At 61.6% G+C, this 24546-nt stretch carries 26 protein-coding genes and 2 pseudogenes; 21 read left to right on the top strand and 7 right to left on the bottom strand.

Annotation, left to right across the window (positions count from 1 at the left end; all coding sequences use genetic code 11):
• The first annotated feature begins 275 nt into the window (after positions 1–275).
• The 4 genes and pseudogenes from rhtA to WBR57_RS27370 form a co-directional block, all read left to right on the top strand.
• The gene (gene rhtA / locus WBR57_RS27385) at positions 276–1163 is read left to right on the top strand and encodes a threonine/homoserine exporter RhtA (RefSeq protein WP_424088322.1); all 888 of its coding nucleotides are present in this window, start codon (positions 276–278) and stop codon (positions 1161–1163) included.
• Between the two features lie 164 nt (positions 1164–1327).
• Positions 1328–1609, top strand: a complete 282-nt coding sequence (locus WBR57_RS27380; RefSeq protein WP_424088320.1) for a hypothetical protein — start codon at positions 1328–1330, stop codon at positions 1607–1609.
• Between the two features lie 92 nt (positions 1610–1701).
• A pseudogene (locus tag WBR57_RS27375) lies at positions 1702–2061 on the top strand (SDR family NAD(P)-dependent oxidoreductase); the annotation flags it as partial.
• Positions 2062–2074: 13 nt separating this feature from the next.
• Positions 2075–2155 (top strand): annotated as a pseudogene (locus WBR57_RS27370) (2-hydroxychromene-2-carboxylate isomerase); the annotation flags it as partial.
• 44 nt (positions 2156–2199) lie between these two features.
• Here WBR57_RS27370 and WBR57_RS27365 read toward each other — a convergent pair.
• The 3 genes from WBR57_RS27365 to WBR57_RS27355 form a co-directional block, all read right to left on the bottom strand.
• Entirely contained in the window at positions 2200–4008 is a 1809-nt protein-coding gene (locus WBR57_RS27365; protein WP_424088318.1) for an aminopeptidase P family protein, read from the bottom strand.
• 49 nt (positions 4009–4057) lie between these two features.
• On the bottom strand, positions 4058–5218 hold the full coding sequence (locus tag WBR57_RS27360) for a cysteine desulfurase family protein (protein WP_424088316.1): 1161 nt from the start codon (positions 5216–5218) through the stop codon (positions 4058–4060).
• A gap of 233 nt (positions 5219–5451) precedes the next feature.
• Positions 5452–5721, bottom strand: coding sequence for a hypothetical protein (locus WBR57_RS27355; RefSeq protein WP_424088314.1), 270 nt, complete (start codon positions 5719–5721; stop codon positions 5452–5454).
• Between the two features lie 397 nt (positions 5722–6118).
• Here WBR57_RS27355 and msuE point away from each other — a divergent pair, with 397 nt between their 5' ends.
• The 4 genes from msuE to WBR57_RS27335 all read left to right on the top strand — a co-directional run bounded on the left by msuE (position 6119) and on the right by WBR57_RS27335 (position 10233).
• A complete protein-coding gene (gene msuE / locus WBR57_RS27350) occupies positions 6119–6682 on the top strand; it encodes an FMN reductase (protein WP_424088312.1) in 564 nt (187 codons plus the stop codon).
• Between the two features lie 9 nt (positions 6683–6691).
• Positions 6692–7831, top strand: a complete 1140-nt coding sequence (gene ssuD, locus WBR57_RS27345; protein ID WP_424088310.1) for an FMNH2-dependent alkanesulfonate monooxygenase — start codon at positions 6692–6694, stop codon at positions 7829–7831.
• A gap of 99 nt (positions 7832–7930) precedes the next feature.
• Positions 7931–9118, top strand: a complete 1188-nt coding sequence (locus WBR57_RS27340; protein WP_424088308.1) for an acyl-CoA dehydrogenase family protein — start codon at positions 7931–7933, stop codon at positions 9116–9118.
• Positions 9119–9129: 11 nt separating this feature from the next.
• Positions 9130–10233 carry a sigma-54 interaction domain-containing protein gene (locus WBR57_RS27335; protein ID WP_424088306.1) on the top strand — a complete coding sequence of 368 codons (1104 nt, stop codon included), beginning with the start codon at positions 9130–9132 and terminating at the stop codon, positions 10231–10233.
• On the opposite strand, the gene WBR57_RS27330 is transcribed toward WBR57_RS27335, so the two are convergent.
• On the bottom strand, positions 10222–10587 hold the full coding sequence (locus tag WBR57_RS27330; protein WP_424088304.1) for an antibiotic biosynthesis monooxygenase: 366 nt from the start codon (positions 10585–10587) through the stop codon (positions 10222–10224). The two genes, WBR57_RS27335 and WBR57_RS27330, sit on opposite strands and share 12 nt — an antisense overlap.
• Positions 10588–10688: 101 nt before the next feature.
• Here WBR57_RS27330 and soxR point away from each other — a divergent pair, with 101 nt between their 5' ends.
• From soxR to WBR57_RS27310, 4 genes are all read left to right on the top strand, one after another.
• Complete coding sequence (gene soxR / locus WBR57_RS27325) at positions 10689–11138, top strand: redox-sensitive transcriptional activator SoxR (RefSeq protein ID WP_424088302.1); 450 nt, start codon at positions 10689–10691, stop codon at positions 11136–11138.
• Between the two features lie 73 nt (positions 11139–11211).
• Positions 11212–11670 (top strand): VOC family protein, encoded by a 459-nt coding sequence (locus WBR57_RS27320; protein WP_424088300.1) that lies wholly within the window; start codon positions 11212–11214, stop codon positions 11668–11670.
• 121 nt (positions 11671–11791) lie between these two features.
• Complete coding sequence (locus WBR57_RS27315; protein WP_424088298.1) at positions 11792–12667, top strand: alpha/beta fold hydrolase; 876 nt, start codon at positions 11792–11794, stop codon at positions 12665–12667.
• A 54-nt stretch (positions 12668–12721) separates the two neighbouring features.
• A complete protein-coding gene (locus WBR57_RS27310; protein ID WP_424088296.1) occupies positions 12722–13636 on the top strand; it encodes a LysR substrate-binding domain-containing protein in 915 nt (304 codons plus the stop codon).
• A 21-nt stretch (positions 13637–13657) separates the two neighbouring features.
• Here the strand turns inward: WBR57_RS27310 and leuD are convergent, their stop codons facing one another.
• Together leuD and leuC are read right to left on the bottom strand one after the other, a co-directional pair.
• Entirely contained in the window at positions 13658–14272 is a 615-nt protein-coding gene (gene leuD, locus WBR57_RS27305; RefSeq protein WP_424088295.1) for a 3-isopropylmalate dehydratase small subunit, read from the bottom strand.
• Positions 14269–15687 carry a 3-isopropylmalate dehydratase large subunit gene (gene leuC, locus WBR57_RS27300; RefSeq protein WP_424088293.1) on the bottom strand — a complete coding sequence of 473 codons (1419 nt, stop codon included), beginning with the start codon at positions 15685–15687 and terminating at the stop codon, positions 14269–14271. The genes leuD and leuC overlap by 4 nt, the downstream gene beginning before the upstream one ends.
• Positions 15688–15960: 273 nt before the next feature.
• On the opposite strand from leuC, the gene WBR57_RS27295 reads away from it, so the two are divergent.
• The 8 genes from WBR57_RS27295 to WBR57_RS27260 are packed head-to-tail and all read left to right on the top strand — an operon-like array spanning position 15961 to position 22123.
• The gene (locus WBR57_RS27295) at positions 15961–17163 is read left to right on the top strand and encodes a PepSY-associated TM helix domain-containing protein (RefSeq protein ID WP_424088291.1); all 1203 of its coding nucleotides are present in this window, start codon (positions 15961–15963) and stop codon (positions 17161–17163) included.
• The gene (locus WBR57_RS27290; protein WP_424088289.1) at positions 17160–17699 is read left to right on the top strand and encodes a thiamine pyrophosphate-binding protein; all 540 of its coding nucleotides are present in this window, start codon (positions 17160–17162) and stop codon (positions 17697–17699) included. Before WBR57_RS27295 ends, WBR57_RS27290 begins: the two co-directional genes overlap by 4 nt.
• Positions 17696–18025, top strand: a complete 330-nt coding sequence (locus WBR57_RS27285; protein WP_424088287.1) for a hypothetical protein — start codon at positions 17696–17698, stop codon at positions 18023–18025. Before WBR57_RS27290 ends, WBR57_RS27285 begins: the two co-directional genes overlap by 4 nt.
• On the top strand, positions 18022–18582 hold the full coding sequence (locus WBR57_RS27280) for a DUF6162 family protein (protein ID WP_424088285.1): 561 nt from the start codon (positions 18022–18024) through the stop codon (positions 18580–18582). The genes WBR57_RS27285 and WBR57_RS27280 overlap by 4 nt, the downstream gene beginning before the upstream one ends.
• Before the next feature lie 19 nt (positions 18583–18601).
• Positions 18602–19522 carry a metal ABC transporter substrate-binding protein gene (locus tag WBR57_RS27275; RefSeq protein WP_424088283.1) on the top strand — a complete coding sequence of 307 codons (921 nt, stop codon included), beginning with the start codon at positions 18602–18604 and terminating at the stop codon, positions 19520–19522.
• A complete protein-coding gene (locus WBR57_RS27270) occupies positions 19519–20265 on the top strand; it encodes a metal ABC transporter ATP-binding protein (RefSeq protein ID WP_424088281.1) in 747 nt (248 codons plus the stop codon). Before WBR57_RS27275 ends, WBR57_RS27270 begins: the two co-directional genes overlap by 4 nt.
• On the top strand, positions 20262–21161 hold the full coding sequence (locus WBR57_RS27265) for a metal ABC transporter permease (RefSeq protein WP_424088279.1): 900 nt from the start codon (positions 20262–20264) through the stop codon (positions 21159–21161). Before WBR57_RS27270 ends, WBR57_RS27265 begins: the two co-directional genes overlap by 4 nt.
• Positions 21161–22123 carry a metal ABC transporter solute-binding protein, Zn/Mn family gene (locus WBR57_RS27260; RefSeq protein WP_424088277.1) on the top strand — a complete coding sequence of 321 codons (963 nt, stop codon included), beginning with the start codon at positions 21161–21163 and terminating at the stop codon, positions 22121–22123. The genes WBR57_RS27265 and WBR57_RS27260 overlap by 1 nt, the downstream gene beginning before the upstream one ends.
• 116 nt (positions 22124–22239) lie before the next feature.
• On the opposite strand, the gene WBR57_RS27255 is transcribed toward WBR57_RS27260, so the two are convergent.
• Complete coding sequence (locus WBR57_RS27255) at positions 22240–22953, bottom strand: UTRA domain-containing protein (protein ID WP_122541318.1); 714 nt, start codon at positions 22951–22953, stop codon at positions 22240–22242.
• 351 nt (positions 22954–23304) lie between these two features.
• Here WBR57_RS27255 and WBR57_RS27250 point away from each other — a divergent pair, with 351 nt between their 5' ends.
• Positions 23305–24381, top strand: a complete 1077-nt coding sequence (locus tag WBR57_RS27250) for an ABC transporter substrate-binding protein (protein ID WP_424088274.1) — start codon at positions 23305–23307, stop codon at positions 24379–24381.
• Positions 24382–24546: the final 165 nt, after the last annotated feature.

Below are 24546 nucleotides of genomic sequence, written 5' to 3'. Positions count from 1 at the left end.
GATGAACTGAAGCAACTCACTGTCGAATCCCGCATAACTCTTTGTTTACCAAGGAGTTTTCCGTTTCGACTGCGCCGGAAGTGGGGCGAATTATAGACTTCCAGAATCTGCCGTCAAGCCTTAATTTGGTTTTTCTATCAACCAGCCCTGAAACCTGCAATTCCCTTCTATATAGAGAGAAGCAACAGGACAGTTGAGCAATATATTGCTCAATGCCAAACAGTTAAGCATCATAGCGCCTTCTTATATATACGACCTCGGACGAACACCCCCTAATGACCACCTCCCCTCGCAGCCTAGCCTCGGCATTGTTCCCGGTGGGCCTGTTGTTAATCGCAATGGCGTCCATCCAGTCCGGCGCGTCGCTGGCCAAGAGCATGTTTCCTATCGTCGGAGCCCAGGGCACGACCGCCTTGCGCCTGATCTTCGCCAGCGTGATCATGCTGCTACTGTTACGCCCTTGGCGCGCCAGGCTGACAGCTAGATCCCTGCGCACCGTGGTCGTTTACGGAATGGCACTGGGCGGCATGAACTTTCTCTTCTATATGTCCTTGCGCAGCGTGCCACTAGGCATCGCGGTAGCCCTCGAATTCACCGGGCCGTTGGCAGTAGCCATCTATGCTTCGCGGCGCGCGGTAGACTTCCTGTGGATTGCGCTGGCGATCATCGGCCTTCTATTGTTGATCCCCATGGGGGAAGCCAGTGCCGGGATCGACGTGGTCGGAGCAGGCTACGCATTGGGCGCTGGTGTGTGCTGGGCGCTCTATATCCTGTACGGCCAGAAAGCCGGTAACGATAACGGCGTGCAGACCGCCGCCCTTGGCGTGATGATCGCCGCATTGTTTATCGCCCCCATCGGCATCGTCCATGCGGGTGCCGCTTTACTGACTCCAGCTTTGATTCCAGTGGCTATCGCCGTCGCCATACTGTCTACGGCCCTGCCCTACACGCTGGAGATGGTCGCGCTGACTCGCCTGCCCGCCCGCACATTCGGCACCCTCATGAGCATCGAACCTGCATTCGGCGCGCTCTCTGGTCTGCTTTTCCTCCATGAGCACCTATCCCTGGCGCAATGGCTGGCTATCACCTGCATTATTCTGGCCTCCGTAGGGGCGACAGTCACCATGCGCAAAGAGTCGACGCCGCTGGTTCCGGCGGATTGAAACATCTTTGATTGTAGCTCTGGCATTTGCCGCGCATTTAGGCCATGTTTAAGCCGTAAACGAATGTCATTCATGGAGATTTTCGACAGGGACAGCGCCAACGCTACACTCGAGAGCGAGTAGAGCCAGCTTCAAGCATAAAGAAGCGGCTATTAAGGATAGGAATGAAGCGAATTTTGATACTGTTAATGGTCGTGGTAATTACTGGCTGCGCGGCGACCACCAAGACAGAAGTAAAACGGGGCAAAAAAGGGCTGCATATCAACTGTTCCGGCCTCTCATCTTCTTGGGACCAGTGCTACACCAGTGCAACCAATTCGTGCGGCGCCAAGGGCTACCGGGTTATCGCCAAGTCTGGTGACAATTCCGAAGAGCCAGGGGACTACCCCTTCGGTCTCAACCCTGCCGGCTACACCAGCCGTAGCATGATTGTCATCTGCAAGTGATCGTCCGAGCAGTCCGTCCGCGACTGCTCATATTTAATTACTGATACAAGTCCGCCCCTTTACGGCGCGGCGGCGACGCAACCGGTGGCCCCATTACCAAACGCTTCGCCCGCGAAGGCTACGTGGCCTGCGTCACACGCCGCAGCACCGACAAATTGCAGCCTTTGGTTGACGGTATCCAATCGGCCCATGGCTTCGCCTGCGACGCGCGTAAAGAAGAAGACGTGATCGCGTCGAACAGATCGGAACCGAGCTGCGAGCCATTGAAGCGTTCGTGTTCAACATCGCCGCCAATGCGCCCTGCAGCACCCTCGAGGAAAATCCGCGCGCAAGTATTTCAAGACAGGGGAGATGGCCTGGTTCTCCGGCTTCCTGAATGCGCATGAAGTGGCCAAGCGCATGGTCCCCGCCATCGAGGCACGATCCTGTTCACCGGTGCCATTGCCGGCCTGGGTTCGAATACCCGGTGCGCCCAGCATGTTTGTAGGCAACTAGCTGTTCTTCGGTCAGGACCGTCTGGATTTTGTGCGCGAAGCCCTGAACTAGCTGTCTATCGCCAAGCGCTGTTGCCGGTGAATAACTGCACCTGATCAAATGGCTGCAGTACGCACCTGCAGCCATTCAAGCGCCGCGCCATTGAGCAGCGGGCTCAAGCGCTCACGCACCTCAGCGTGATAAGCGTTGAACCACTCACGCTCGTCCGCCGTAAGCAGCGACGGCTCCAGGCAGCGCGTGTCGATCGGGCACAGGGTCAGGGTTTCGAATTTGAGGAACTCACCGAATTCGGTCTTGCCCGCTTCACGGTTCAATACCAGGTTCTCGATACGCACGCCCCATCGCCCTGGGCGGTAAGTGCCCGGCTCAATGGACGTGATCATGCCCGGCTGCATCGCGGTCTGCGGTGCGGCGGCGGCCTGGTAGGCGATCACCTGCGGGCCTTCGTGGACATTCAGGAAATAACCTACGCCATGCCCGGTACCGTGGCCGTAGTCCACGCCTTCAGCCCAGATAGGCGCGCGCGCAATCGAATCCAGCAGCGGCGATAGAATGCCCTTGGGGAAATGCGCACGGGACAAGGCAATCACGCCTTTCAACACGCGGGTGCAATCGCGCTTCTGCTCGTCGCTTGGCGTACCGATCGGCACCATGCGCGTGATATCCGTCGTGCCACCCAGGTACTGGCCACCCGAGTCGATCAGCAGCAAGCCATCACCCTCGATCAGCGCATGCTCTTCTTCGGTGGCGTGGTAATGCGGCATCGCGCCATTGGCGTTATACGCGGCAATGGTGTTGAAACTCAGCGACACATAACCCGGGCGACGGGTGCGCGCAGCGGTCAGGTGTTCGTCGATGGTCAGTTCAGTGATGCGCTCGCGCCCCAAGGCGCTGTCGAGCCAGGTGAAAAATTCGCACAGCGCCGCGCCATCCTGCTCCATGGCCTGACGGATATGCTGCGCATCAGCCAGGCTTTTACGCGATTTAGCCAGGGTGGTCGGGTTCAGCCCTTCGACCAGCTTGACGCCGGCATCGAGGTTTTCCAGCAAGCCTGCGGTCACGCGCGCCGGGTCGACCTGCAGGCGGGCGCCCGAGGGTACCGCGCGCAGCGCATCCGCCACTTCGCTGTAATCACGCAACGTGACGCCGTCCTGCTCCAGCACGACTCGCAGCTCGGCATCGACCTTGCTCAGCGCGACAAACAACGTCGCTTGCTGTTGATTGATCAACGCAAAGGACACGAACACCGGGTTGAACGAAACGTCGCCACCACGCAGGTTGAATAGCCAGGCGATGTCATCCAGGGTGGCAATGAAGTGCCAGTCGGCGTCCTTTTCCTTCAAGCTGGCACGCAATGCGGCGAGTTTCTCAGCACGGCTGACCGTGGCTTGCGGCGGCAAGTGCTGATAGATCGGTTGGTTGGGCAACGGCGGGCGGTCTTGCCAGACTTCATTGAGCAAGTCGATATCGGTACGCAGGCGCGCGCCGCGTTCCGCCAGCTTGCCGCCCAAGGTGCGTGCCGAGGCCACGGCCATCACCGCGCCGTCGACTGCCACCACACCGCCTTCAGGCGTTTGCTCGGCCAACCACTCCAGCGGCCCGGGCTGGCCGGGTTGCAGTTTGACCAACTCGATGCCGCTGCCCTTGAGCTCTTTAGTCGCCTGTTCCCAGTAGCGGCTATCCGCCCACACACCGGCGAAATCCGCGGTGACGATCAGCGTACCGACCGATCCATGGAAACCCGACAACCACTGACGGCCTTGCCAATAACCCGGCAAATACTCGGACAAGTGCGGGTCGGCCGACGGCACCAGCAGGGCGTGAATGCCCTCGCGGCTCATCAGTTCACGGGTGTGCGCCAGGCGCTGGGGTACCGTTCCATGGGACAAAAGCTGCGTACTCATTGTGTCTCCTGCTGACCACGAATAATTATTATGTGTTGCGAATGAACAATCAGACCGCCCAGAACGCCGGCGCACTGGCCAGTGCAGCCTTGATCAACTGCGCGGCCTGGTCGATGTCCTGCTCGGTGGTGAACCGGCCCAGGCTCAAGCGAATGGTGCGACCGGCGCTGCGCGCGTCGTGGCCCAACGCCAGAAGCACGTGGGACGGTGCATTACTTGCCGAGTTGCAGGCCGAGGTTGCGGAAAAAGCGATGCCCGCACTCAGCGCGGCGGAATTAAATTCACCCTCGCCAAACGTAAGGCTGAGGGTGTGGGGAATGCGTTGGGTCGGGCTGCCATTGAGGCGCACGCCAGGCACCGACTCCAACTGGTCGAGCAAGCGCTGGCGCAAGGCGACGATCACCGCCTTCTCGTCAGCAAAAGACTTAGCCGCCAGCGCGAACGCGGTGCCCATGCCCGCGATCTGGTGGGTGGCCAATGTGCCGGAGCGCAAGCCGCCTTCGTGGCCACCGCCATGAATCTGCGCCAACACTTTCTGTTGCGCCCGTGGCCCGACATACAGCGCGCCGATACCTTTGGGGCCATACAGTTTGTGCGCGGAAAACGACATCAAATCCACTGGCCACTCAGCCAGATCAATCGCCACCTTGCCCGCGCCCTGGGCCGCATCCACGTGCAACAACGCGCCGTGTTCACGCACACGGGCGCCGATGGCCGGGATGTCATTGAGAGTGCCCAATTCGTTATTCACCAGCATCAGCGACACCAGGAAAGTGTCCTCGCGCAAGGCTTCGCTCACCGCGTCGGCGCTGATCAACCCGTCTGCGTCCGGCACCAGATAGGTCACCGCCACGCCGGCTTCCTGCAACTGCCGGGCGGTATCCAGCGTGGCTTTGTGCTCGATCTGGCTGGTGATGATATGCCCACCCGCCACGCCCCGCGCCTGGGCTACACCCTTGATGGCGAGGTTGTTGGATTCGGTGGCGCCAGAGGTCCAGACGATTTGCTCAGGCTGGGCACCGACCAATTCAGCGACCTGGCGACGCGCCTGCTCAACCGTTTGCCGGGCCGCTTGGCCGAACGCATGGGAGCTGGACGCAGGATTACCAAAATTGGCATTGAAGCCCAGGCACTCGACCATCACCTGGATGACCCGCTCATCCACCGGGGTGGTGGCGGCGTAGTCGAAGTACAGCGGACGTTTATTCATGACAGTTAAGACTCGCAGAGCAGGTTCCCGAGAGCAGCGTCTCAGGGGCGTCGACCGGGACAGAGATTGTCAGGTTTACCGGATCGAGTGCCATTAAAGAAGGACCACTTTATGTAAATGTGCGTAGGAACGCTCCTGAAATTCAGCTTAACAGGCTGAAGTCGCCGAATGGCAAACAAAAAGCCCGAGGTTCCTTAGGGGAAGCCTCGGGCTTTTTGCCGCTGTGCGCAGGCTCAACTGGGACGACCATGCAAGGTCACGCTGCGTTCGGCATTCATTTCGCCTTGGCGATCAAAGCCGAAGGGTTTCTGTGGCTGGCCGGTCAGTGCGGCGCGTTGCTGTTGGTATTCATCAAACGACAACCCGCGACGGCCAAGTGCCTCCAGGGCCAACTGTTTGGTTTCTTCTGCCGTGTAGGGGCGCAGTTCAGGCGAAAGATGGTTCGCACAACCGGCAAGGACGGAGGCGACAAGCAATAAGGAAACAGCGAGAAATCGGTTCATGGCGGTAGCTCTGCGAAGTAGGTTTCAAGTCAATGAACACAGGCTACTCCCGCCCAGGCACGCTGAAAAATCACCTCCCGTGATAGTTGCTATCAACCGCCGATACACCTTCGATAGCGGCGGCTATATATTCCTTTACGACCTATAAATATGGAAATACGTTCGTTTACGGAATAAACGTAACACTCTATAACTGGCTTTCATCTGCCCGTTACTGTTGCCCACGCAACTGTTGCCCGAGCAACAGCCATTCAACAAATCAGCAGTCAGACAACACCGGCTTTTTCAGCAGTGAACCTGCAGCCCTTGCCCATCAAGGCCTGTAGCCGTTGGTACAGCTCTTGCTCAACGCCTGCACCACACCTGCTATGAACCACTGTTGAAAAAGGAACTGTTCATGACCCGTCCACTGAATGTCGTTGCCCTCTCCGGCGGAACCTGGCGCCCGTCGCGCACGCTCGTGTTGACCCAAGCCCTGCTGGCCGAACTTGCCACCCTGCTGCCGATCCAGTCCACCCTGATCGAATTGGGCGATATTGCCCGGCCATTGGGCGCTGCACTGTCGCGCGAAGAGTTGCCGGCCGAGGTCGAGGCGCGACTGTTGGCCATCGAACAGGCCGACCTGCTGATCGTCGCCGCGCCGGTGTATCGCGGCTCCTACCCGGGGTTGCTCAAGCACCTGTTCGACCTGGTGGGCCTCAACGCGCTGATCAACACGCCAGTATTGCTTGCCGCTACCGGCGGCAGCGAACGGCACGCACTGGTACTCGATCATCAACTGCGCCCGCTGTTCGCGTTCTTCCAGGCCCTGACCCTGCCGATCGGGGTCTACGCCACCGAAGCCGATTTCACCGATTACCAAATCACCAGCGAGTTACTCAAAGCCCGTATTCAACTGGCGGCAGAACGCGCAGCGCCTTTGTTTGCCGCGCACTCCCCCTCCCTGCTGAAAATCGCTTAAGGATTTGTCATGGATGTTTTCTGGTTTCTGCCGACTCACGGCGACGGTCATTACCTGGGCACCACCCAAGGTGCGCGGCCAGTCACTCTCAATTACCTGAAGCAAGTCGCCCAGGCGGCTGACAGCCTGGGTTACTACGGCGTGTTGATTCCTACCGGGCGCTCGTGCGAAGACTCCTGGGTCATCGCCTCGGCACTGGTGCCATTGACCGAGCGTTTGCGTTACCTGGTGGCGATTCGCCCGGGGATTATCTCGCCGACGGTTTCCGCACGCATGGCTGCGACCCTGGACCGCTTGTCCAACGGCCGCTTGCTGATCAACGTGGTGACCGGCGGCGACCCCGACGAAAACCGTGGCGACGGCAGCTTCCTCGACCACGCCGAACGCTACGAAGTCTCCGACGAATTCCTACAGATCTGGCGCCGCGTATTGCAGGGTGAGTCGGTAGATTTCGAAGGCAAACACCTGCGTGTGCAAAACGCCAAGGCACTTTACCCACCGGTGCAGAAGCCTTATCCCCCCCTGTACTTTGGCGGTTCCTCCGACGCCGCCCACGACCTCGCCGCCGAACAGGTCGACGTGTACTTGACCTGGGGCGAGCCGCCCGCCGCCGTCGCCGAAAAACTCGCGGATGTACGCGAACGCGCTGCCCGCCACGGGCGCACCGTGAAGTTCGGCATTCGCCTGCATGTGATCGTGCGCGAAACCGAGGAAGACGCCTGGAAAGCCGCCGACAAACTGATTGAACACATCAGCGACGAAACCATCGCCGCCGCGCAAAAATCCTTTTCGCGCTTTGACTCCGAAGGCCAGCGACGCATGGCTGCCTTGCACGACGGGCGCCGCGACAACCTGGAAATCGCTCCCAACCTGTGGGCCGGTGTCGGCCTGGTGCGTGGCGGTGCCGGCACCGCGTTGGTGGGCAACCCGCAGCAAGTGGCCGAGCGCATCAAGGAATACGCGGACCTGGGAATCGAGAGCTTCATCTTCTCCGGCTACCCGCACCTGGAAGAAGCCTATCGCTTTGCTGAACTGGTGTTCCCGCTGCTGCCGGAACCCTACGCCAGCCTTGCCGGGCGTGGCATCACCAACCTCACCGGCCCGTTTGGCGAAATGATCGCCAACGATGTACTGCCGGCCAAAGCCTAGTGACGCAGGGATTTGCTTTAAGTGGGAGCCAGCTCCCACCTCTGAATGCCCTCGCCAATCAGAACGTGCTCGGCTTTTGACCTTATTGAGGAACACCGTGTGACAGCCAAACCCCACAGCGTCCTGCCATCCCCTTTGCAGACCGCCAGACTGCTGGCCGCCAAATTCGCCCTCACTGCCGTCGAACGCGACGAGCGCGGTGGCACCCCCAAAGCCGAACGTGACGCCCTGCGCCAAAGCGGTCTGTTGGCCCTGAGCATCCCCACCCAGTACGGCGGCCTTGGCGCGCGCTGGAGCGAGACATTGGGCATCGTGCGCGAACTCGCCAAGGTCGACAGCTCCATCGCGCATGTCTTCGGTTTTCACCACTTGATGCTGGCCACCGTGCGCCTGTTTTCGCGCCCGGACCAATGGCAGCCCTGGTTCGAACAGACCGCGCGTAAAAACTGGTTTTGGGGCAACGCCCTCAACCCGCTGGACACACGCACGCTGGTCAAGGATTTCGGCGGCTGGCGCGAATTTTCCGGCAAGAAAAGCTTCTGCTCCGGCGCCAGCGATTCGGAAATGTTGATCGCCTCAGCGGTGGATCAAAGCGCCGGCGGCAAGCTGCTGATCGCCGCGATTCCCAGCGGCCGCAGCGGCATCACCCTGCACAACGACTGGAACAATATCGGCCAGCGCCAGACCGACAGCGGCAGCGCCAGCTTTGAGCGGGTGCGTGTCGAGGAGTCGGAATTGCTGCTCGACCCAGGCCCGCTGAGTACGCCGTTCGCCTGCCTGCGCCCGCTGATCGCGCAGTTGACCTTCACACATATGTTTCTCGGGATTGCCGAAGGCGCCTTTGAAGAAGCGCGCAACTACACCCTGACCGAAACCCGCGCCTGGCACAAATCGTCGTCCGATGACGTACGCCAAGACCCCTACGTGCTGCATCACTACGGCGAGTTCTGGGTTGCCCTGGAGGGCGTGCGGCTGTTGGTGGAACGCGCCGCCGAGCGGCTCGACCAGGCATGGGCCAAAGGCCCGAGCCTCAGCGAAAACGAGCGCGGCCAACTGGCGATAGCCATCGCCACCGCCAAGGTCGCCGCCACCCGTCAGGGCCTGGACCTGTGCAGTCGCCTGTTTGAAGTCACCGGGGCACGCTCCACCCACGCCTCGCTGCGCCTGGACCGGCACTGGCGCAACCTGCGCACGCAAACCCTGCACGACCCGGTGGACTACAAACTCCACGAACTGGGGGACTGGGCGTTGAACCAGTCCCTGCCGATTCCGACGTTCTATTCCTAAGAGAGGTGCCCATGCAGCTTTTAACCTTACCGCCCTCGCCCGCACTCGCGACCTCGATCCGCGCCACGGCCCAGGTCTTCGAAGACCCGAAATCCCAGGCACTGCTCGACCATATCCAGCAAGTGGCGCCCAGCGAAGCCAGCGTGCTGATCATCGGCGAGACCGGCACCGGTAAAGAGCTGGTGGCACGCCATATCCACAACCTCAGTGCGCGGCGCAACCGGCCGTTCGTGGCGGTGAACTGCGGAGCGTTCTCCGAATCGCTGGTGGAGGCCGAACTGTTCGGGCATGAAAAAGGCGCGTTTACCGGCGCCCTCAGCGCCAAGGCCGGCTGGTTTGAAGAGGCCGACGGCGGCACGTTGTTCCTCGACGAAATCGGCGATCTGCCGATGGCGATTCAGGTCAAGTTGCTGCGCGTATTACAGGAACGTGAAGTGGTGCGCCTGGGTTCGCGCAAGAGCATTCCGATTGATGTGCGCGTACTGGCGGCGACCAATGTGCAGCTGGAGAAAGCCATCAATGCCGGGCATTTTCGCGAAGACCTGTATTACCGCCTCGACGTGGTCAGCCTGGAACTCAGTCCCTTGCGCGAGCGCCCCGGCGATATCCTGCCGCTGACCCGGCACTTTATCGAAGCCTACAGCCAGCGCCTGGGCTACGGCCCGGTCACCATCAGCCGCGAGGCCGAACACAAACTCAAGAGTTACAGCTGGCCGGGGAATATCCGCGAGCTGGAAAACGTGATTCACCACACCTTGCTGATTTGCCGCAACGGGCTGATCGAGCGCGACGACTTGCGCCTGTCGAACATGCGCATCGAGCGTCAGGACGACAGCCAGCACGGCGCCGACAACAGCGCCGAAGCATTACTGGAACGGGCCTTTCAAAAGCTCTTCGAAGAGCAGGCCGGCGCCCTGCATGAGAAGGTCGAAGATGCGCTGCTGCGCGCCGCCTACCGTTTCAGCCATTACAACCAGGTGCACACCGCCAACTTGCTGGGCCTGAGCCGCAACGTCACGCGCACCCGGCTGATCAAGATCGGCGAGCTGGCGGTGAACAAGCGCCGGCCGGGAGAAAACGTGCAGGGCGAACGGATGCTGCATCTATCCATTTAGGCGGCAGTGCAGCGCGTTGTCATGGCTGCGCTCGAAGCTGCGCAGCACCTGGAACGATCCAAAGGTCACGGCTGTGGCTTGGTGGGCACGGATCAGCGTCCAGAAATCCTCCTCGCCGTGCTCGAAGCATTTGAACGCCGCCTCGCCGTCCTCGCGCGAGCGCCATTGCAGGTAATTGAGTACCCGCCGCCCGTCATCGCTGACCTGCACGCTCGCATTGATAAAGCCGCCATGGCCCTGGGCCAGGCGCTCGCTTTGGGTGGACAAGGCCGCCACCAGGGCAAGTTGCTGCTGGGGCTCGATCTGAAACTCGATCAATTGAGTGAAGCTGCGACTTTTCTCTGATACCTGCATGAACACTCCCCTTTCTTTGTAGGCAGAATCTTGCGATTCGATGCCACGCAGGGTAAAACCTCTAGTTAAGTCAAGGTCAAGCGCTGTTTGGGAGTTTTTACATGCTCAACAAGGAACTCACCGTCGGCCAACTCGCGGCGCGCAGTGGCGTGGCGGTTACCGCCCTGCATTTCTACGAGTCCAAGGGGCTGATCAAAAGTAACCGCAACGCTGGCAATCAACGGCGTTATCCACGGGACGTGTTGCGGCGCGTGGTGGTGATCAAAATCGCCCAACGCCTGGGCATTCCGCTGGCAACGATTGGCGAAACCTTGCAGACGCTGCCGGACGGGCGCACGCCCAACGCCAAGGATTGGGAGCGTTTGTCGGCGCAGTGGCGGCAAGACCTGGATGACCGGATCAACAAGCTGATGCTGCTGCGCGACAAGCTCAATGGCTGCATTGGTTGCGGGTGTTTGTCGCTGGAGGCGTGCCCGCTGCGCAATCAGGGTGATCAGCTCGGTGAGCAGGGGCCAGGGGCGCAGCTGCTCGAGCCGACCGTGGCGCCCTGATCTGCAGGCCAGGTGAAACGTGGCCTATAGTGAAAGGGACGTGCCTCCATCACCACCACCCAAGGAGAACGATATGCGCACTAAACCCATTCCCGAGGGCTATCACAGCGTCACGCCTTATATGGGCATCGACAAAGCGGGCGAAGCCATCGAGTTCTACAAGAAAGCCTTCGGCGCCACGCAGGTCATGCGCCTGGACATGCCCGACGGCAGGATCGGCCACGCCGAGCTGCGCATTGGCGACTCGGCGATCATGCTGGGTACGCCTTGCGATCAAATGGCCCTGCGCAATCCGGATGAACACACCAGTGTCGGTTTGCACCTGTACGTGAACGACGTCGATGCGCAATTCAAACAAGCGATTGCCGCAGGCGCCTCGGTGGTTTCCGAGCCGAAAGACCAGTTCTATGGCGACCGGTCCGCGAGCGTGAAGGACCCGTTCGGGCACCTGTGGTTCCTCGCTACGCGCCAGGAAGACCTGACCGAAGGGCAGATCCGCGAGCGCGCCGAAGCCATGTTCAAGCAAGGCTGATGCACAGGGAGCCGGGCCACCGGCTCCTACACACTTCATGAACCCCTCCTCCACGCTTTCGCCCTTGCCGCGAACGCCGCGCGACTCCAGGATGCAGGCAGTCATCACAAGGAGTCATTCCATGTTCGCCGGATTCCAGAAAGACCAGTGCCACGTCAATGGCGTGGACATCAGCTACCGCAAAGGCGGCACCGGTCCCGGCCTGCTCCTGCTGCACGGGCACCCGCAAACCCATGTCATCTGGCATAAAGTCGCCGAGCAACTGGCCGAACACTTCACCGTGGTCGCTGCCGACCTGCGCGGTTATGGCGACAGCAGCAAGCCGCCAGCCGATGACCAACACCTGAACTATTCGAAACGCGAAATGGCCCGCGACGGCCTCGAACTGATGCAGGCCCTGGGCTTCGAGCTATTTTCGGTGTTGGCCCACGACCGCGGCGCCCGCGTAGCCCATCGCCTGGCGCTGGACCACCCCAAGGCGGTGCAACGCATGGTGTTGCTGGATATCGCGCCGACGCTGTCGATGTATGCGCAAACCGACGAAGCCTTCGCCCGTGCCTATTGGCACTGGTTCTTCCTGATTCGCCCGGCGCCGCTGCCGGAAGCCTTGATCGAGAGTAACCCCGAGCTGTACCTGCGCAGCGTGATGGGCAGCCGCAGTGCCGGGCTCAAGCCGTTTACCGATGAAGCCTTCGCCGAATACCTGCGTTGCCTGCAACTGCCGGGCACCGCCACGGGTATCTGCGAGGACTACCGTGCCGCCGCTGGCATCGACCTTGAGCATGACCAGGCCGACATCGACGCCGGGCATCAACTGACTCTGCCGCTGTTGGTCATGTGGGGAGCCGAGGGCACGGTCGGCCGCTGCTTCGAGCCGCTCAAGGAGTGGCAGAAAGTCGCCACCGACGTGCGTGGCAAAGCCCTGCCGGCCGGCCACTACATCGCCGAAGAAGTCCCCGAGTTGCTGCTTGGCGAAGTCCTGACCTTCCTTCACTGAACGTGCGGTATCGCAGTGCTATTCTGGCGGCTCATGCCGCCACGCCTGTTTCCGATGACGAATAAGAAAGATACCGTGCCCCTGCCCGAAGACCTGCGGGTATTCCTGACCGTGATCCGCAAGGCCGGTTTCGCTGCCGCCGCCGATGAGCTGGGGTTGTCGCCTGCCTACGTCAGCAAGCGTATCCAGATCCTCGAAACCACCCTGGCCACGCGCCTGCTGCACCGCACCAGTCGGCGTATCGCCCTGACCGAGGACGGTGAACGGGTGCAACGCTGGGCCGTGCGTATCCTCGAAGACTTCCAGCAACTCTCCGATGAGCTCTCCGACGCCCACGACAGCCCGCGTGGGCGCCTGCATTTGTGCAGCAGTTTTGGCTTTGGCCGCAACCATGTGGCGCCGGCTCTTTCGTTGCTGGCAGAGCAGTACCCGGACCTGGAGATTCGCCTGGACCTGTTTGATCGCGTGGTGGATATCGTCAGCGAAGGTTTCGACCTGGAGATTCGCGTGGGCGATGACATCCCTGGCCAGCACATCGGCCGGCGGCTGGTGAGCAATCGCCGGGTGCTGTGTGCAGCGCCGGCTTATCTGCAGCGTCGTGGTACGCCGCTGCACTTGAGTGACCTGGAACAGCACGACTGCCTGGTGCTCAAGGAGCGTGACAACACCTTTGGTATCTGGAACCTGGAACGCGACGGCGCCCAGCAAAGCGTGCGCGTGCGCGGGCCGCTGTCGTCGAATAATGGCGAGATTGTGTTGCAGTGGGCGTTGGATGGGCGTGGGGTATTGCTGCGTTCGATGTGGGATGTGAAGCCGCTGCTGGAACAGGGGAAACTGGTGCAGGTGCTGCATGGCTATACCCAGAGCGCCAACGTGTGGGCGGTGTACCCGACACGGTTGGCGTATTCCGGGAAGCTGCGCGCCTGCGTGGAGTTTTTGCAGGAGCACTTCAAGGGGCTCTCTGTTTAACCGAATCAAAAAGGCAGTGTGTCAGTTGAGCCAGGGGTTGGCTTGCAGGTGCCGAGCCTCGAAGGCCTTGATCGCGTCACTGCGCTGCAAGGTACTGCCGATGGCATCCAGGCCCAGCAACAGCGCAGTCTTGCGCAGCGTGTCGATCTGGAATGGAATCACTTGGCCATCGGCCAAGCGAATCTCCTGCTGTTCAAGGTCAACACTGATCCGCGCCTGTTCCGCCTGGCTCACGGTCTGCCCCAACCGCTGCGCCGCCGCCTCTTCCAGCGTAATCAACAACACCCCATTACGTTGGCAATTGTCATAAAAAATCCCGGCAAAACTGCTGCCGATCAACGCCCGAATGCCCATCTGCTTGAGCCCCCACACCGCGTGTTCACGGCTGGAACCACAACCAAAGTTCGGCCCCACCACCATAAAACTCGCGCCCTGCCAGGCCGGTTGGTTCAGCACAAACGCCGGGTTGGGTTCGCCGTTGGGCAAAAAGCGCAGGTCAAAAAAAAGCCCACGGTCCAGCCCACTGCGGTCGATGCCCTTGAGGAACTGCTTGGGCATGATCACGTCAGTGTCGATATTCGCCGCCAGCATGGGCGCGGCCTTGCCGGTGATCAGGGTGAAGGGTTGCAGGCTCATGGGCGGTCTCCAAAGTGGCGAATGTCTGTCAGGCGGCCGGTGATGGCGGCGGCGGCAACCATCGCCGGGCTCATCAGGTGGGTGCGCGCGCCAGCACCCTGGCGGCCTTCAAAGTTGCGGTTGGTGCTGGAGGCGCAGCGGTCGCCGGCGGCGAGCACATCGTCATTCATCGCCAGGCACATCGAGCAGCCCGACTGGCGCCATTCGAAACCGGCGTCGATAAAGATCGCCGCCAGCCCCTCGGCTTCGGCCTGGTCACGCACTTCGGTGGAGCCGGGCACGATCATCGCCCGCACATGGTTGGCCACGTGTTTGCCGCGCACCACGCGGGCGGCGTCGCGCAGGTCTTCGATACGTGCGTTGGTGCAGGAACCGATAAAGGCGTGGCTGATCACGATATCGCTCAGCGGCATGCCGGCTTCCAGGCCCATATAGTCGAGGGCGCGGCGCATGTCCTGGCGCAGGATCAGGTCGCTGACGTCCTGCGGGTCGGGCACGCGGGCGCCGATGGGCGCGGCCTGGTCGGGGCTGGTGCCCCAAGTGACCATGGGTTCCAGGGTGCTCGCGTCGAGGTGCACTTCCTGGTCGAACACGGCGTCGGTATCCGAATAGAGTTGGCGCCAGCCCAGCAATGCCTGCTCCCACAACTCACCCTTGGGCGCGCGGGGCTTGCCCTTGAGGTAGGCGAAGACTTTTTCGTCCGGCGCCATGAACGCGCCTCGCGCGCCTGCTTCTACGGCCATGTTGCAGATGGTCATGCGTGCTTCGACGCTCAATGCGTCGAGGGTCGAACCGCGAAATTCAATTGCATAACCTGTCGCACCGGACGCGCCGATCCTGCCGATCAGCGCCATGATCACGTCCTTGGACGTAAGGTCTGCGGCCAGCGCGCCGTCGACGGTCACCCGCATGCTTTTGAGGCGCTTGTAAACCAGGGTCTGGGACGCCAGCAGGTGTTCGATTTCCGAGGTACCGATACCAAAACCGAATGCGCCGAGGGCACCGTAGGTGGTGGTGTGGCTGTCACCGGCGGCGATCACCATGCCCGGCAGGATAAAACCCTGCTCCGGGGCGATCACGTGTTCGATGCCCTGGCGCTTGTCGAGGATGTCCAGCAGCTCGATGCCGAAATCACGGCAGTTTTGCGCCAGGTACGACACCTGCCGCGCGCCGCCCGCATCCGGCATTGTCGCGGTGCGTCTGGGGGTGGTGGGGTTTACATGGTCGACCACGGCCAGCGCCGTGCCGGGCCGCCACACCTTACGCCCGGCCTCGCGCAGGCCACTGAATGCCTGCGGGCTGGTGTATTCGTTGATCACCTGGCGGTCTATATAAAGCAGCACATGGCCCTGGTCATCCAGGGGGCACACTGTGTGGGAATCGATGTGTTTGTCGTAGAGGGTTCTGGCAGTCATTTGTCTTAAGGCTCACTCAACGGTATGAGCCCATCCTACGCAGCCACCCGGCCCCATCAATGGCGCCTGGGTGATGGCTTGGAACATGTTTCGTGTTCGATCGCGGCAATTCAGCCCTGCGAATGTGAATCTGAAACATTTACTTGCATCTTCGGCTTAGGGTTTTCCTGTTCTCATCCGTCTTAACTTAGATACAGCCCGTCGCGTCAGCAAAAGCTACGACTGGCCTTTTCCGGGCCTCCATCGCCCCCCTCCGATCAAGACCTCATTCACATGTCGAAGAAGTCACGCTCCAAACTCTGGTTTCTCGTACATAGCTGGCTGGCCTTGCCCATCTGGTTCTTTGTACTGATCGTCTGCGTCACCGGCACCCTGGCGGTGGTCAGCCAGGAAATCGTCTGGCTGGCCAACCCGGATATCCGCGCAAGCAAGCCGTCGGACGATGCCGAACTGCTGAGCTACGACCAGGTCATCAGCGCGATCAAGCGCGCCGAGCCCCAGGTGATCGTGCAGTCGCTCAGCCGCCCGGATGAATCGCACTTCGCCCTGAGTGTCGACCTCAGTTACCCCGACGGGCGCTCGGTCGAGGTCTACGTCAACCCCTACACCGGGGCGATCCAGGGGATCAGTCCGTCGTTCGACTTCCGCCAGTTCACCCGCGCGCTTCACGGCTGGTGGCTGGTGCCGTTCACCAATGGCTTCAGCTGGGGCTGGTACCTGGTGTCACTGCTCGGCCTGCCGTTGCTGGCGTCGCTGGTCACCGGGCTGGTGGTCTACAAGAAATTCTGGAAGGGCTTTCTCCGGCCGACCCTGCGCGTGCGCCACGGTGCGCGGATCTTCTGGGGCGACTTCCACCGCCTGAGCGGTATCTGGTCGATCTGGTTTATCGCGGTGATCTCCATTACCGGCACCTGGTTCCTGATCCAGGCGATCCTGTTTGACAACCAGATTTCAATCTCCAGCGAGCCCATCGTGCCGGTGATCGCCCGCGAAAAAGTCCCGACGTCGGCGCCCGGCGTGCCGGCACCGATGATTGCCGTGGATGACGCAATCGCAATCGCGACCCAGCGTATCCCAGGGCTGGAGGCGAGTTTCGTCAGCCTGCCGTTGAACGCCTACAGCCACCTGCAGATCGGTGGCCGAGGCTGGTATCCGTTGATGTACCAGACCGCGCAGATCAACCCGTATGACGGTGAAGTCGCCTCGGCGCACCTGCTGTCCGACCGCACCAAGCTGGAGTTTGTCACCGAGTCCATGCGCCCTCTGCACACCGGCGACTTCGGTGGCATCTGGATCAAGCTGATCTGGGCATTCTTCGGCCTGGTGCTGAGCATGATGGTCTTGAGTGGCCTGCTGATCTGGACCAAGCGCACCGCCCTGGCCACCCTTAACGCCCTCAAGCGCAGCAACCAGGCGCCGCGCCAACCGGCGTCGATCCCGGCGTTGCAGGCTGAAACCTCGGAGGCGAACCCATGAGCAAGGTCACTGCCGCTGCACCGCCTTCGCCACTGCGGGCCTTTTGGCTGAAATGGCGCTTCCATATCAACGTACTGCTGTTGCTGGTGCCCCTGGGCTTCATGCCCAAGTATTTTTCCGAGGCGGCCCTGTTTCGCGGCGACACCGGCATCGGCGAGCGCGTGGCGGGTGATGTGCAGGTGGGGCCCTGGAGCCTCAAGCTGGCCGAGTTCCGCAATGAAGGCCCACGCCCGAACCCGGCCGGCCCGATGAAGTTCTTCAATGCCGCCCTGTGCGAAACCTGTACCGAGCAGGTCAAGGCCACTTACCTGCGCATCGGCAAACCGCGCAGCCTGCGGGCCGCCGGGGTGATCTTCTTCGGCACCCCATACCGCATGGGCGCTGCCCTGCCCGTGCCGGCACGCACACCTGTCGACGCCGAACTGTGGGTCACCATGGAAGGCTGGGACGGCACCGTGCACCAGGGTTCCATCCCGCTGAGCCAGGCCTCGCCTGCCACTATTGCCTGGTTGAACAAGCAAGGAGTTAAACCATGACGTTGACGCCCCTGTCCCGTGTCTGCATTGCGCTGTTACTCGGCGCCGGCTTCAGTACCACTGCACTGGCCCACAACCCGATGTGCGAGTGCAAGGAAATCCCCGGCGAGCAGATCCAGTGCACCGGCGGTTTCTCCGATGGCAGCGGCGCCCCCGGCGTAACCCTGGATGTGATCGGCTACGACGAAACCATCCTGGTGCCCGGCAAGCTGGGCCAGGATTCGACCCTGACCTTCAAGAAGCCGTCGGCGGAGTTCTATGTGCTGTTTGACGCAGGCCCTGGCCATGTCGTCGAAATCGACCAAGCGGATATCCAGCCTCAATGAGCACGACACAGGTTGTACGCCCCGCCGGTGCTGGCCATGAAACCCTTTACGTCCTGCTGCTGTGCCTGATCATCCTCGCGGTGGCCGGCACGGTGGTGGCGCTGCACGGCGAAACCCAGGAAGTCGCCGCCGTGCCCAGCCACCAACTGGACGCACGCCGCGACCTCAGCGCCGCCGAGCAAGGCATCTATGCCGACTTGCGCGTGACCCTGGATGAAATCCACTTGCTGCAGGCCGAGCAAAACACGCTGCCCACGCCCGAGCAGCTGGCCGAGGAAGGCTTTGCGCCCTTCGCCCAGGACGCCAGTTCGGTCAGCCGTGGCGACCATCGCTGGCAACTGCTGGCGCCTTCGGCCTACCTGGGCTTGAGCCAGACGCCCGACACCAGCGGCTCGCTGCTGATGCGCGTGCACGGCGCCGAGCCGGATATCTGGCTCAACCGTCAAGCCAACCTCGCCGCCCCCTCTGACCTCACTGACCAGGCGCTGATCGCAGCGGGCTGGCGGCAGGTGGTCGCGCAATTCGATGCCGGCGTCACCCGCCAGCACCGTCACTGAACGAGAAGACCGATTGCCCATGTCTATTTCATCTCCCCTGTTGCGCCTGTTGCTGGTTGGCCTGCTCAGCCTGATGCTGGCCCCCCTGGCAAATGCCGAGGCGGCCAAACGCCTGCGCATCGGCATCACCCTGCATCCTTATTACAGCTACGTGGCGAATATCGTCGGCGACAAGGCCGACGTGGTGCCGCTGATTCCGGCCGGCTTCAATCCCCACGCCTACGAGCCGCGCGCCGAGGACATCAAGCGCATCGGCACCCTCGATGTGATCGTGCTCAACGGCGTCGGCCATGACGATTTCGCCGACCGCATGATCGCCACCAGCGAGCGCCCGGACATCGCGGTGATCGAAGCCAACGCCAACGTGCCGCTGCTGGCCGCTACCGGCAATGCCGCGCGCGGTGCGGGCAAGGTGGTCAACCCGCATACCTTCCTGTCGATCAGCGCCTCGATTGCCCAGGTCAACAACATTGCCCGCGAACTGGGCAAACTCGACCCGGACAACGCCAAGACCTACACCCAGAACGCCCGCGCCTATGGCAAGCGTCTGCGCCAGATGCGCGCCGACGCCCTGGCCAAGCTGACCAGCGCACCCAACCCGGACCTGCGCGTGGCCACGGTGCACGCGGCCTACGACTACCTGCTGCGTGAGTTCGGCCTGGAAGTCACCGCCGTGGTCGAGCCGGCCCACGGTATTGAGCCAAGCCCCAGCCAGCTGAAAAAAACCATTGATGAATTGCGCGCGCTGGACGTGAAGGTGATCTTCTCGGAGATGGATTTCCCCTCCTCCTACGTCGACACCATCCAGCGTGAATCCGGGGTCAAGCTGTACCCGCTGTCACATATTTCCTACGGCGAATACAGCGCCGAGAAGTACGAAGTGGAAATGACCGGCAACCTCAATACCGTGGTGCGGGCCATTCAGGAGTCGGGGGCATGACGGCGGCGGAACACCTGCAGGTCGCCAGCATTGGCCCGACCATCGATTTTGACCAGGTCTCGCTGACCCTTGGTCGTACCATGATCCTCGACGGCGTGAGCTTTCAGGTACAACCGGGCAGCATCCATGCATTAGTGGGCCCGAACGGCGGCGGTAAAAGCTCGCTGATCAAGACCCTGCTGGGGCAAACGCCGCATCAGGGTCGATTGAGCCTGCAATGGCCAACCGCCCCCGGCACCATCGGCTATGTGCCCCAGGCGCTGGAGTTCGACCGTGGCCTGCCGATGACGGTCGACGACTTCATGGCTGCCATGTGCCAACGCCGCCCGGCGTTCCTCGGCCTGTCCAGACATTACGCCGCGGCGATCGGCGAGGCCCTGGAGCGGGTCGGCATGCAAGACAAACGCAAGCGGCGCATGGGTGCCTTGTCCGGTGGTGAGCGCCAGCGCGTGCTGCTGGCCCAGGGCCTGATCCCGGCGCCACACCTGCTGGTACTGGATGAGCCAATGTCGGCCCTCGATGAGGCGGGTATCCAGGTGTTCGAACGTCTGCTGAATGACTGGCGCCTGGCCGGGATCACCGTGCTGTGGATCGAGCATGACCTGGAAGCCGTGGGCCGTCTGGCCGACCGCGTGACCGGGCTGAACCGCCGCGTGCTGTTTGACGCCACGCCAAAAGCGGCGCTGACCCCGGACCGCCTACTCACCCTGTTCTCCACCCACCCTCGGAGCCCGGCGCAATGAGTTATGAAGCGTTTCGCTTGATGGTCCAAGGCTGGGCCTCTTCCGGTTACCTGCCGGAGGCGCTGGCCTATGGTTTTGTGGTCAATGCCCTGCTCGCCGGTTTGCTGATCGGCCCGGTGCTGGGCGGCCTGGGTACGCTGGTGGTGGTCAAGCGCTTTGCGTTTTTCTCCGAAGCGGTCGGGCACGCCGCGCTGACCGGGGTGGCCGTGGGCATCCTGTTGGGTGAACCCTACACCGGCCCCTATGGCAGCCTGTTCGGCTACTGCCTGTTGTTCGGCATCCTGCTCAACTACCTGCGCAACCGCACGGGGCTGGCGCCGGACACCTTGATCGGCGTGTTCCTGTCGGTGTCGCTGGCGTTGGGCGCGAGCCTGCTGCTGATCCTGGCGGGCAAGATCAACGTGCACATCCTCGAAAACGTCTTGTTCGGCTCGGTGCTGACGGTCAACGGCAATGACCTGCTGGTATTGGCAATTGTCGGTTCGCTGGTGATGGCCCTGGCGCTGCCGCTGTACAACCGCATCATGCTCGCCAGCTTCAACCCGCAGCTGGCGGCGGTGCGCGGCGTGGCGGTAAAGACCCTGGACTATCTGTTCGTGATCCTGGTGACGCTGATCACCGTGGCGGCGGTCAAGGTGATCGGCGCGATCCTGGTCGGCGCGCTGCTGGTGATTCCAGCCGCGGCGGCACGCCTGCTGAGCCAGTCGCTCAAAGGCTTTTTCTGGGTCTCGGTGGTGATCGCCACCGTCAGCACCCTGTGCGGCATCCTGCTGCCGATCATTTTCGACCTGCCTGTTCCGTCCGGCGCCGCGATCATCCTGATGGCCGGCATTTTCTTCGCGCTCGCCGCCATCGCACGCGGCACTGTGCCCAGCCTCAAAGGAAATCTTGGATAATGCGCCCTGTTTTTCGCCCACTGGCCCTGGCCATCGCTTGCTTGATCAGTCCCTCGGCGCCGGCTGCCGTTGACGGCTTCCAGACCCGCGATTTCGTTGCCAACAACGGCCTAGGGCACGCCGCGCTGAGCAAGACAAAATCGGTCAAACCGCTCAAGGTGCTGGCCTCGCTGCCTATTACCTATGGGCTGGCCGACGTGCTGCTCAAGGGCACCGACGTGCAGCTGGAACGCGCGGCGCCAGCCAACCTGCCGGGCTCACGGCAGGTGTCGTACTTCACCGGCCGTGGCGCGCCGGCCTTGAATACCCTGGCCCAGGACGCAGACGCGGCGATCGGCCTGCGCTCTCTATGGCCGGATGACCCGCTTTACCCGGTGGCGCGCCGTAGCAATATCCGCATCGTTGAAGTCGATGCCGCGCGCCCGGTAGACGGCGGCTTGCCGGGGATCGCCGTGCAACCGGGCAGCACCGATGGCCTGAACAGCCAGCCGTGGCAATCGAGCAATAACATGGGGCGCATGGCCGATGTGATGGCCGCCGACCTGAGCCGCCTGGCGCCCGGCGCCAAGCCGAAGATCGACGCCAACCTCGCGGCCCTCAAGCAGCGCCTGCTCAAGCTGACTGCCGACAGCGAAGCGCGGCTGGCCCAGGCGGACAACCTGAGTGTGCTCAGTTTGAGTGACCACTTCGCTTACCTGGTCAGCAGCCTGAACCTGGAGCTGCTCAGCACCGACCCGCGCCCCGATGCCGACTGGACGCCTGAAGCCTTGCAGAAACTGACTGCCGACTTGAAAGACAACGACATTGCCGTGGTGCTGCATCATCGTCAGCCCAGTGAGGCCGTGAAGGCCGCCGTCACCGCGGGCGGTGCACAGCTGCTGGTGCTGAACGTCGACGGCGTGGAGCCGGTGACCGAGCTGGAAACCAATGTGGATCAGGTGATCAAGGCCCTCGCGCCCTGACGCCTGGAGGGCAGCCTTCTGTGCCAAGCAGTCCTCTGTGGCAAGCCTGCTCGCCACAGGAAGCCTGCCTCCCATAACAAACCCGCCGTCCATGACAAGTTTGGCAGCCACACGGGTTAAACCACATCCACGCCGACATGAATCGCATCATGCCGCCAGAACTCCAGGTCGCAGTCGATCAGCCGCTGGTGCTGGTCATAATTGACCCGGGCAATCCGCAGGCCTGGGCTGCCGACTGACACGCGCAACGCGGCGGCAGCTTCCACCGGCAGTGACGTCGGCACGATTTCGAAACGCACCCGGCCATAGTGCAAGTCGTACTTGCGGGCATACAGCTCGGTCATCGACTGATTCAAATCGCAGGCCAGAATCCCCGGAAAATACTGCGGGTTGAGGTAATGCTCCACATACAGCACCAGCCGCCCATCGATCCGCCGCCCCCGGCAGATCTGGATCACACTGGACAACGCCGGCAACTGCAACCAGGCGCACACCGCCGCCGACGCCGGTTGCAGCCGCGCGCTGATCACTTCAGTCGAGGCTACACGCCCCTGGTCGTTGACCATCGCGTGAAAGTGGCTGCGCTGCATCAGGTTGTAGGCCAGGCGCGGCGGCGAAACAAACCAGCCGCGGCGCTCCTCGCGGTAAATCTGCCCCTGGGCTTCCAGTTGTAACAAGGCTTCCCGCACGGTAATCCGAGTGGTACCAAACAACTCGCTGAGTTTGCGCTCGGCGGGCAGTTTACTGGCGGGCGGCAGCAGGCCATGGTCGATCTGCTCTTGCAGCGCCAGCCCGATGGATGTCACCGCCTTGATTGCCTCATCACGCATCAACGTTACCTATCTGGACTAGACCAGCACCGTTCAGGTGCACAAAACGCGCTGTATTCGGGCTTCTGCCATGGCGTGCCAGCCTAGGCAATACAGATGACCGACAGATGACAGCCCCTGTCGAACCGCTGCACCACACCCTGCAATACATCGGCCAAGTCCATGGCCTGCGGGCGCTTGGGCATGGTCTACGCTGAGTCTGAAGTGAGCGACACCCGCGATTTAAAAACGACATCGACATGAAACTGTCATCCATCACGCCTAGATTGGCTCAGGTATTGCTGACCTAGACCAACACCACCGCAAACGTCGACAAAAACGCAGCGTTGAAAACGCCCAAAGGAGCTTCGGATGAAACAGCTTTTCCTGGCATCACTGTTAGGCTCGACCATTGCCATGTGCACCGCCGCCATGGCCGCTGATACCGATTTAAAAACCCTTGAAGCTGCCGCCAAGACAGAAGGCGCGGTCAACAGTGTCGGCATGCCCGATGACTGGGCCAACTGGAAAGGCACCTGGGACGACCTCGCCAAGATTTACGGCCTGAAACACATCGACACCGACATGAGTTCGGCCCAGGAAATCGCCAAGTTCAAAGCCGAAAAAGACAATGCCAGCGCCGATATCGGCGACGTCGGCGCCGCCTTCGGCCCGATCGCGGTGAAGCAGGAAGTCACCCAGCCTTACAAACCGTCGACCTGGGCCCAGGTGCCGGATTGGGCAAAAGACAAAGACGGTCACTGGGCCCTGGCCTACACCGGCACCATCGCGTTTATCGTCAACAAGAAGCTGCTGCACGGCTCCGAAGTCCCCCACAGCTGGGCTGACCTGCTGACCGGCAAATACAAGGTGTCGGTCGGTGACGTAAGCACTGCGGCCCAGGCCTCCAACGCGGTACTCGCCGCCGCAATCGCCAACAAGGGCGATGAAAAGAACATCGCACCGGGCCTGCAATTTTTCACCAAGATCGCCCAGCAAGGTCGTCTCGGCCTGTCCAACCCGACCATCGCCACCATGGAAAAAGGCGAAATCGAAGTGGGCATCGTCTGGGACTTCAACGGCCTGAGCTACAAAGCCAAGATGGCCAACCCGGATGACTACGTGGTGCTGATCCCGTCGGACGGTTCGGTGAAATCCGGCTACACCACCATCATCAACAAGTACGCCAAGCACCCGAACGCCGCCAAGCTGACCCGCGAATATATCTTCAGTGATGCCGGCCAACTCAATCTGGCGCGTGGCAATGCGCGTCCGATCCGCGCCGAAACCGATCTGAAACTGCCGGAAGATATCGCCAAGAACCTGATTCCGGGCGAGCAGTACACCAAGGCCAATCCGCAGCCGATCAAGGATGCCGATGCCTGGGAAGCGACCTCCAAGAAGCTGCCACAGCTGTGGAACGAGCAGGTCATCGTAGAAATGAAGTAAGCGTTCTACTTGATCGAAACGCGGTCAGTGTGGGAGCTGGCTTGCCTGCGATAGCTGTCTGACATTCGGCATCCATGTCGACTGATACACCGCCATCGCAGGCAAGCCAGCTGCCACATTTGATCCGGTTTCAACCGACAAAAGATCCAAGCCCATCTGTTGCGG

Source organism: Pseudomonas sp. (genome assembly GCF_049590575.1).
Taxonomy (GTDB): domain Bacteria; phylum Pseudomonadota; class Gammaproteobacteria; order Pseudomonadales; family Pseudomonadaceae; genus Aquipseudomonas.
The sequence above is the reverse complement of the archived record's forward strand: the minus strand, read 5'-3'. Positions and strand labels throughout refer to the sequence as shown.

Bases quoted from the DNA above. Each gene is read 5' to 3' on its own strand.
- WBR57_RS27365 (WP_424088318.1), bottom strand. From the start codon at position 4,008: ATGAGTACGCAGCTTTTGTCCCATGGAACGGTACCCCAGCGCCTGGCG.
- leuC (WP_424088293.1), bottom strand. From the start codon at position 15,687: ATGACTGCCAGAACCCTCTACGACAAACACATCGATTCCCACACAGTG.
- WBR57_RS27260 (WP_424088277.1), top strand. From the start codon at position 21,161: ATGCGCCCTGTTTTTCGCCCACTGGCCCTGGCCATCGCTTGCTTGATC.
- ssuD (WP_424088310.1), top strand. From the start codon at position 6,692: ATGGATGTTTTCTGGTTTCTGCCGACTCACGGCGACGGTCATTACCTG.
- WBR57_RS27360 (WP_424088316.1), bottom strand. From the start codon at position 5,218: ATGAATAAACGTCCGCTGTACTTCGACTACGCCGCCACCACCCCGGTG.
- WBR57_RS27255 (WP_122541318.1), bottom strand. From the start codon at position 22,953: ATGCGTGATGAGGCAATCAAGGCGGTGACATCCATCGGGCTGGCGCTG.
- soxR (WP_424088302.1), top strand. From the start codon at position 10,689: ATGCTCAACAAGGAACTCACCGTCGGCCAACTCGCGGCGCGCAGTGGC.
- WBR57_RS27335 (WP_424088306.1), top strand. From the start codon at position 9,130: ATGCAGCTTTTAACCTTACCGCCCTCGCCCGCACTCGCGACCTCGATC.
- WBR57_RS27265 (WP_424088279.1), top strand. From the start codon at position 20,262: ATGAGTTATGAAGCGTTTCGCTTGATGGTCCAAGGCTGGGCCTCTTCC.
- WBR57_RS27310 (WP_424088296.1), top strand. From the start codon at position 12,722: ATGACGAATAAGAAAGATACCGTGCCCCTGCCCGAAGACCTGCGGGTA.
- WBR57_RS27280 (WP_424088285.1), top strand. From the start codon at position 18,022: ATGAGCACGACACAGGTTGTACGCCCCGCCGGTGCTGGCCATGAAACC.
- msuE (WP_424088312.1), top strand. From the start codon at position 6,119: ATGACCCGTCCACTGAATGTCGTTGCCCTCTCCGGCGGAACCTGGCGC.
- rhtA (WP_424088322.1), top strand. From the start codon at position 276: ATGACCACCTCCCCTCGCAGCCTAGCCTCGGCATTGTTCCCGGTGGGC.
- WBR57_RS27380 (WP_424088320.1), top strand. From the start codon at position 1,328: ATGAAGCGAATTTTGATACTGTTAATGGTCGTGGTAATTACTGGCTGC.
- WBR57_RS27355 (WP_424088314.1), bottom strand. From the start codon at position 5,721: ATGAACCGATTTCTCGCTGTTTCCTTATTGCTTGTCGCCTCCGTCCTT.
- leuD (WP_424088295.1), bottom strand. From the start codon at position 14,272: ATGAGCCTGCAACCCTTCACCCTGATCACCGGCAAGGCCGCGCCCATG.
- WBR57_RS27270 (WP_424088281.1), top strand. From the start codon at position 19,519: ATGACGGCGGCGGAACACCTGCAGGTCGCCAGCATTGGCCCGACCATC.
- WBR57_RS27250 (WP_424088274.1), top strand. From the start codon at position 23,305: ATGAAACAGCTTTTCCTGGCATCACTGTTAGGCTCGACCATTGCCATG.
- WBR57_RS27285 (WP_424088287.1), top strand. From the start codon at position 17,696: ATGACGTTGACGCCCCTGTCCCGTGTCTGCATTGCGCTGTTACTCGGC.
- WBR57_RS27290 (WP_424088289.1), top strand. From the start codon at position 17,160: ATGAGCAAGGTCACTGCCGCTGCACCGCCTTCGCCACTGCGGGCCTTT.
- WBR57_RS27330 (WP_424088304.1), bottom strand. From the start codon at position 10,587: ATGCAGGTATCAGAGAAAAGTCGCAGCTTCACTCAATTGATCGAGTTT.
- WBR57_RS27315 (WP_424088298.1), top strand. From the start codon at position 11,792: ATGTTCGCCGGATTCCAGAAAGACCAGTGCCACGTCAATGGCGTGGAC.
- WBR57_RS27320 (WP_424088300.1), top strand. From the start codon at position 11,212: ATGCGCACTAAACCCATTCCCGAGGGCTATCACAGCGTCACGCCTTAT.
- WBR57_RS27295 (WP_424088291.1), top strand. From the start codon at position 15,961: ATGTCGAAGAAGTCACGCTCCAAACTCTGGTTTCTCGTACATAGCTGG.
- WBR57_RS27275 (WP_424088283.1), top strand. From the start codon at position 18,602: ATGTCTATTTCATCTCCCCTGTTGCGCCTGTTGCTGGTTGGCCTGCTC.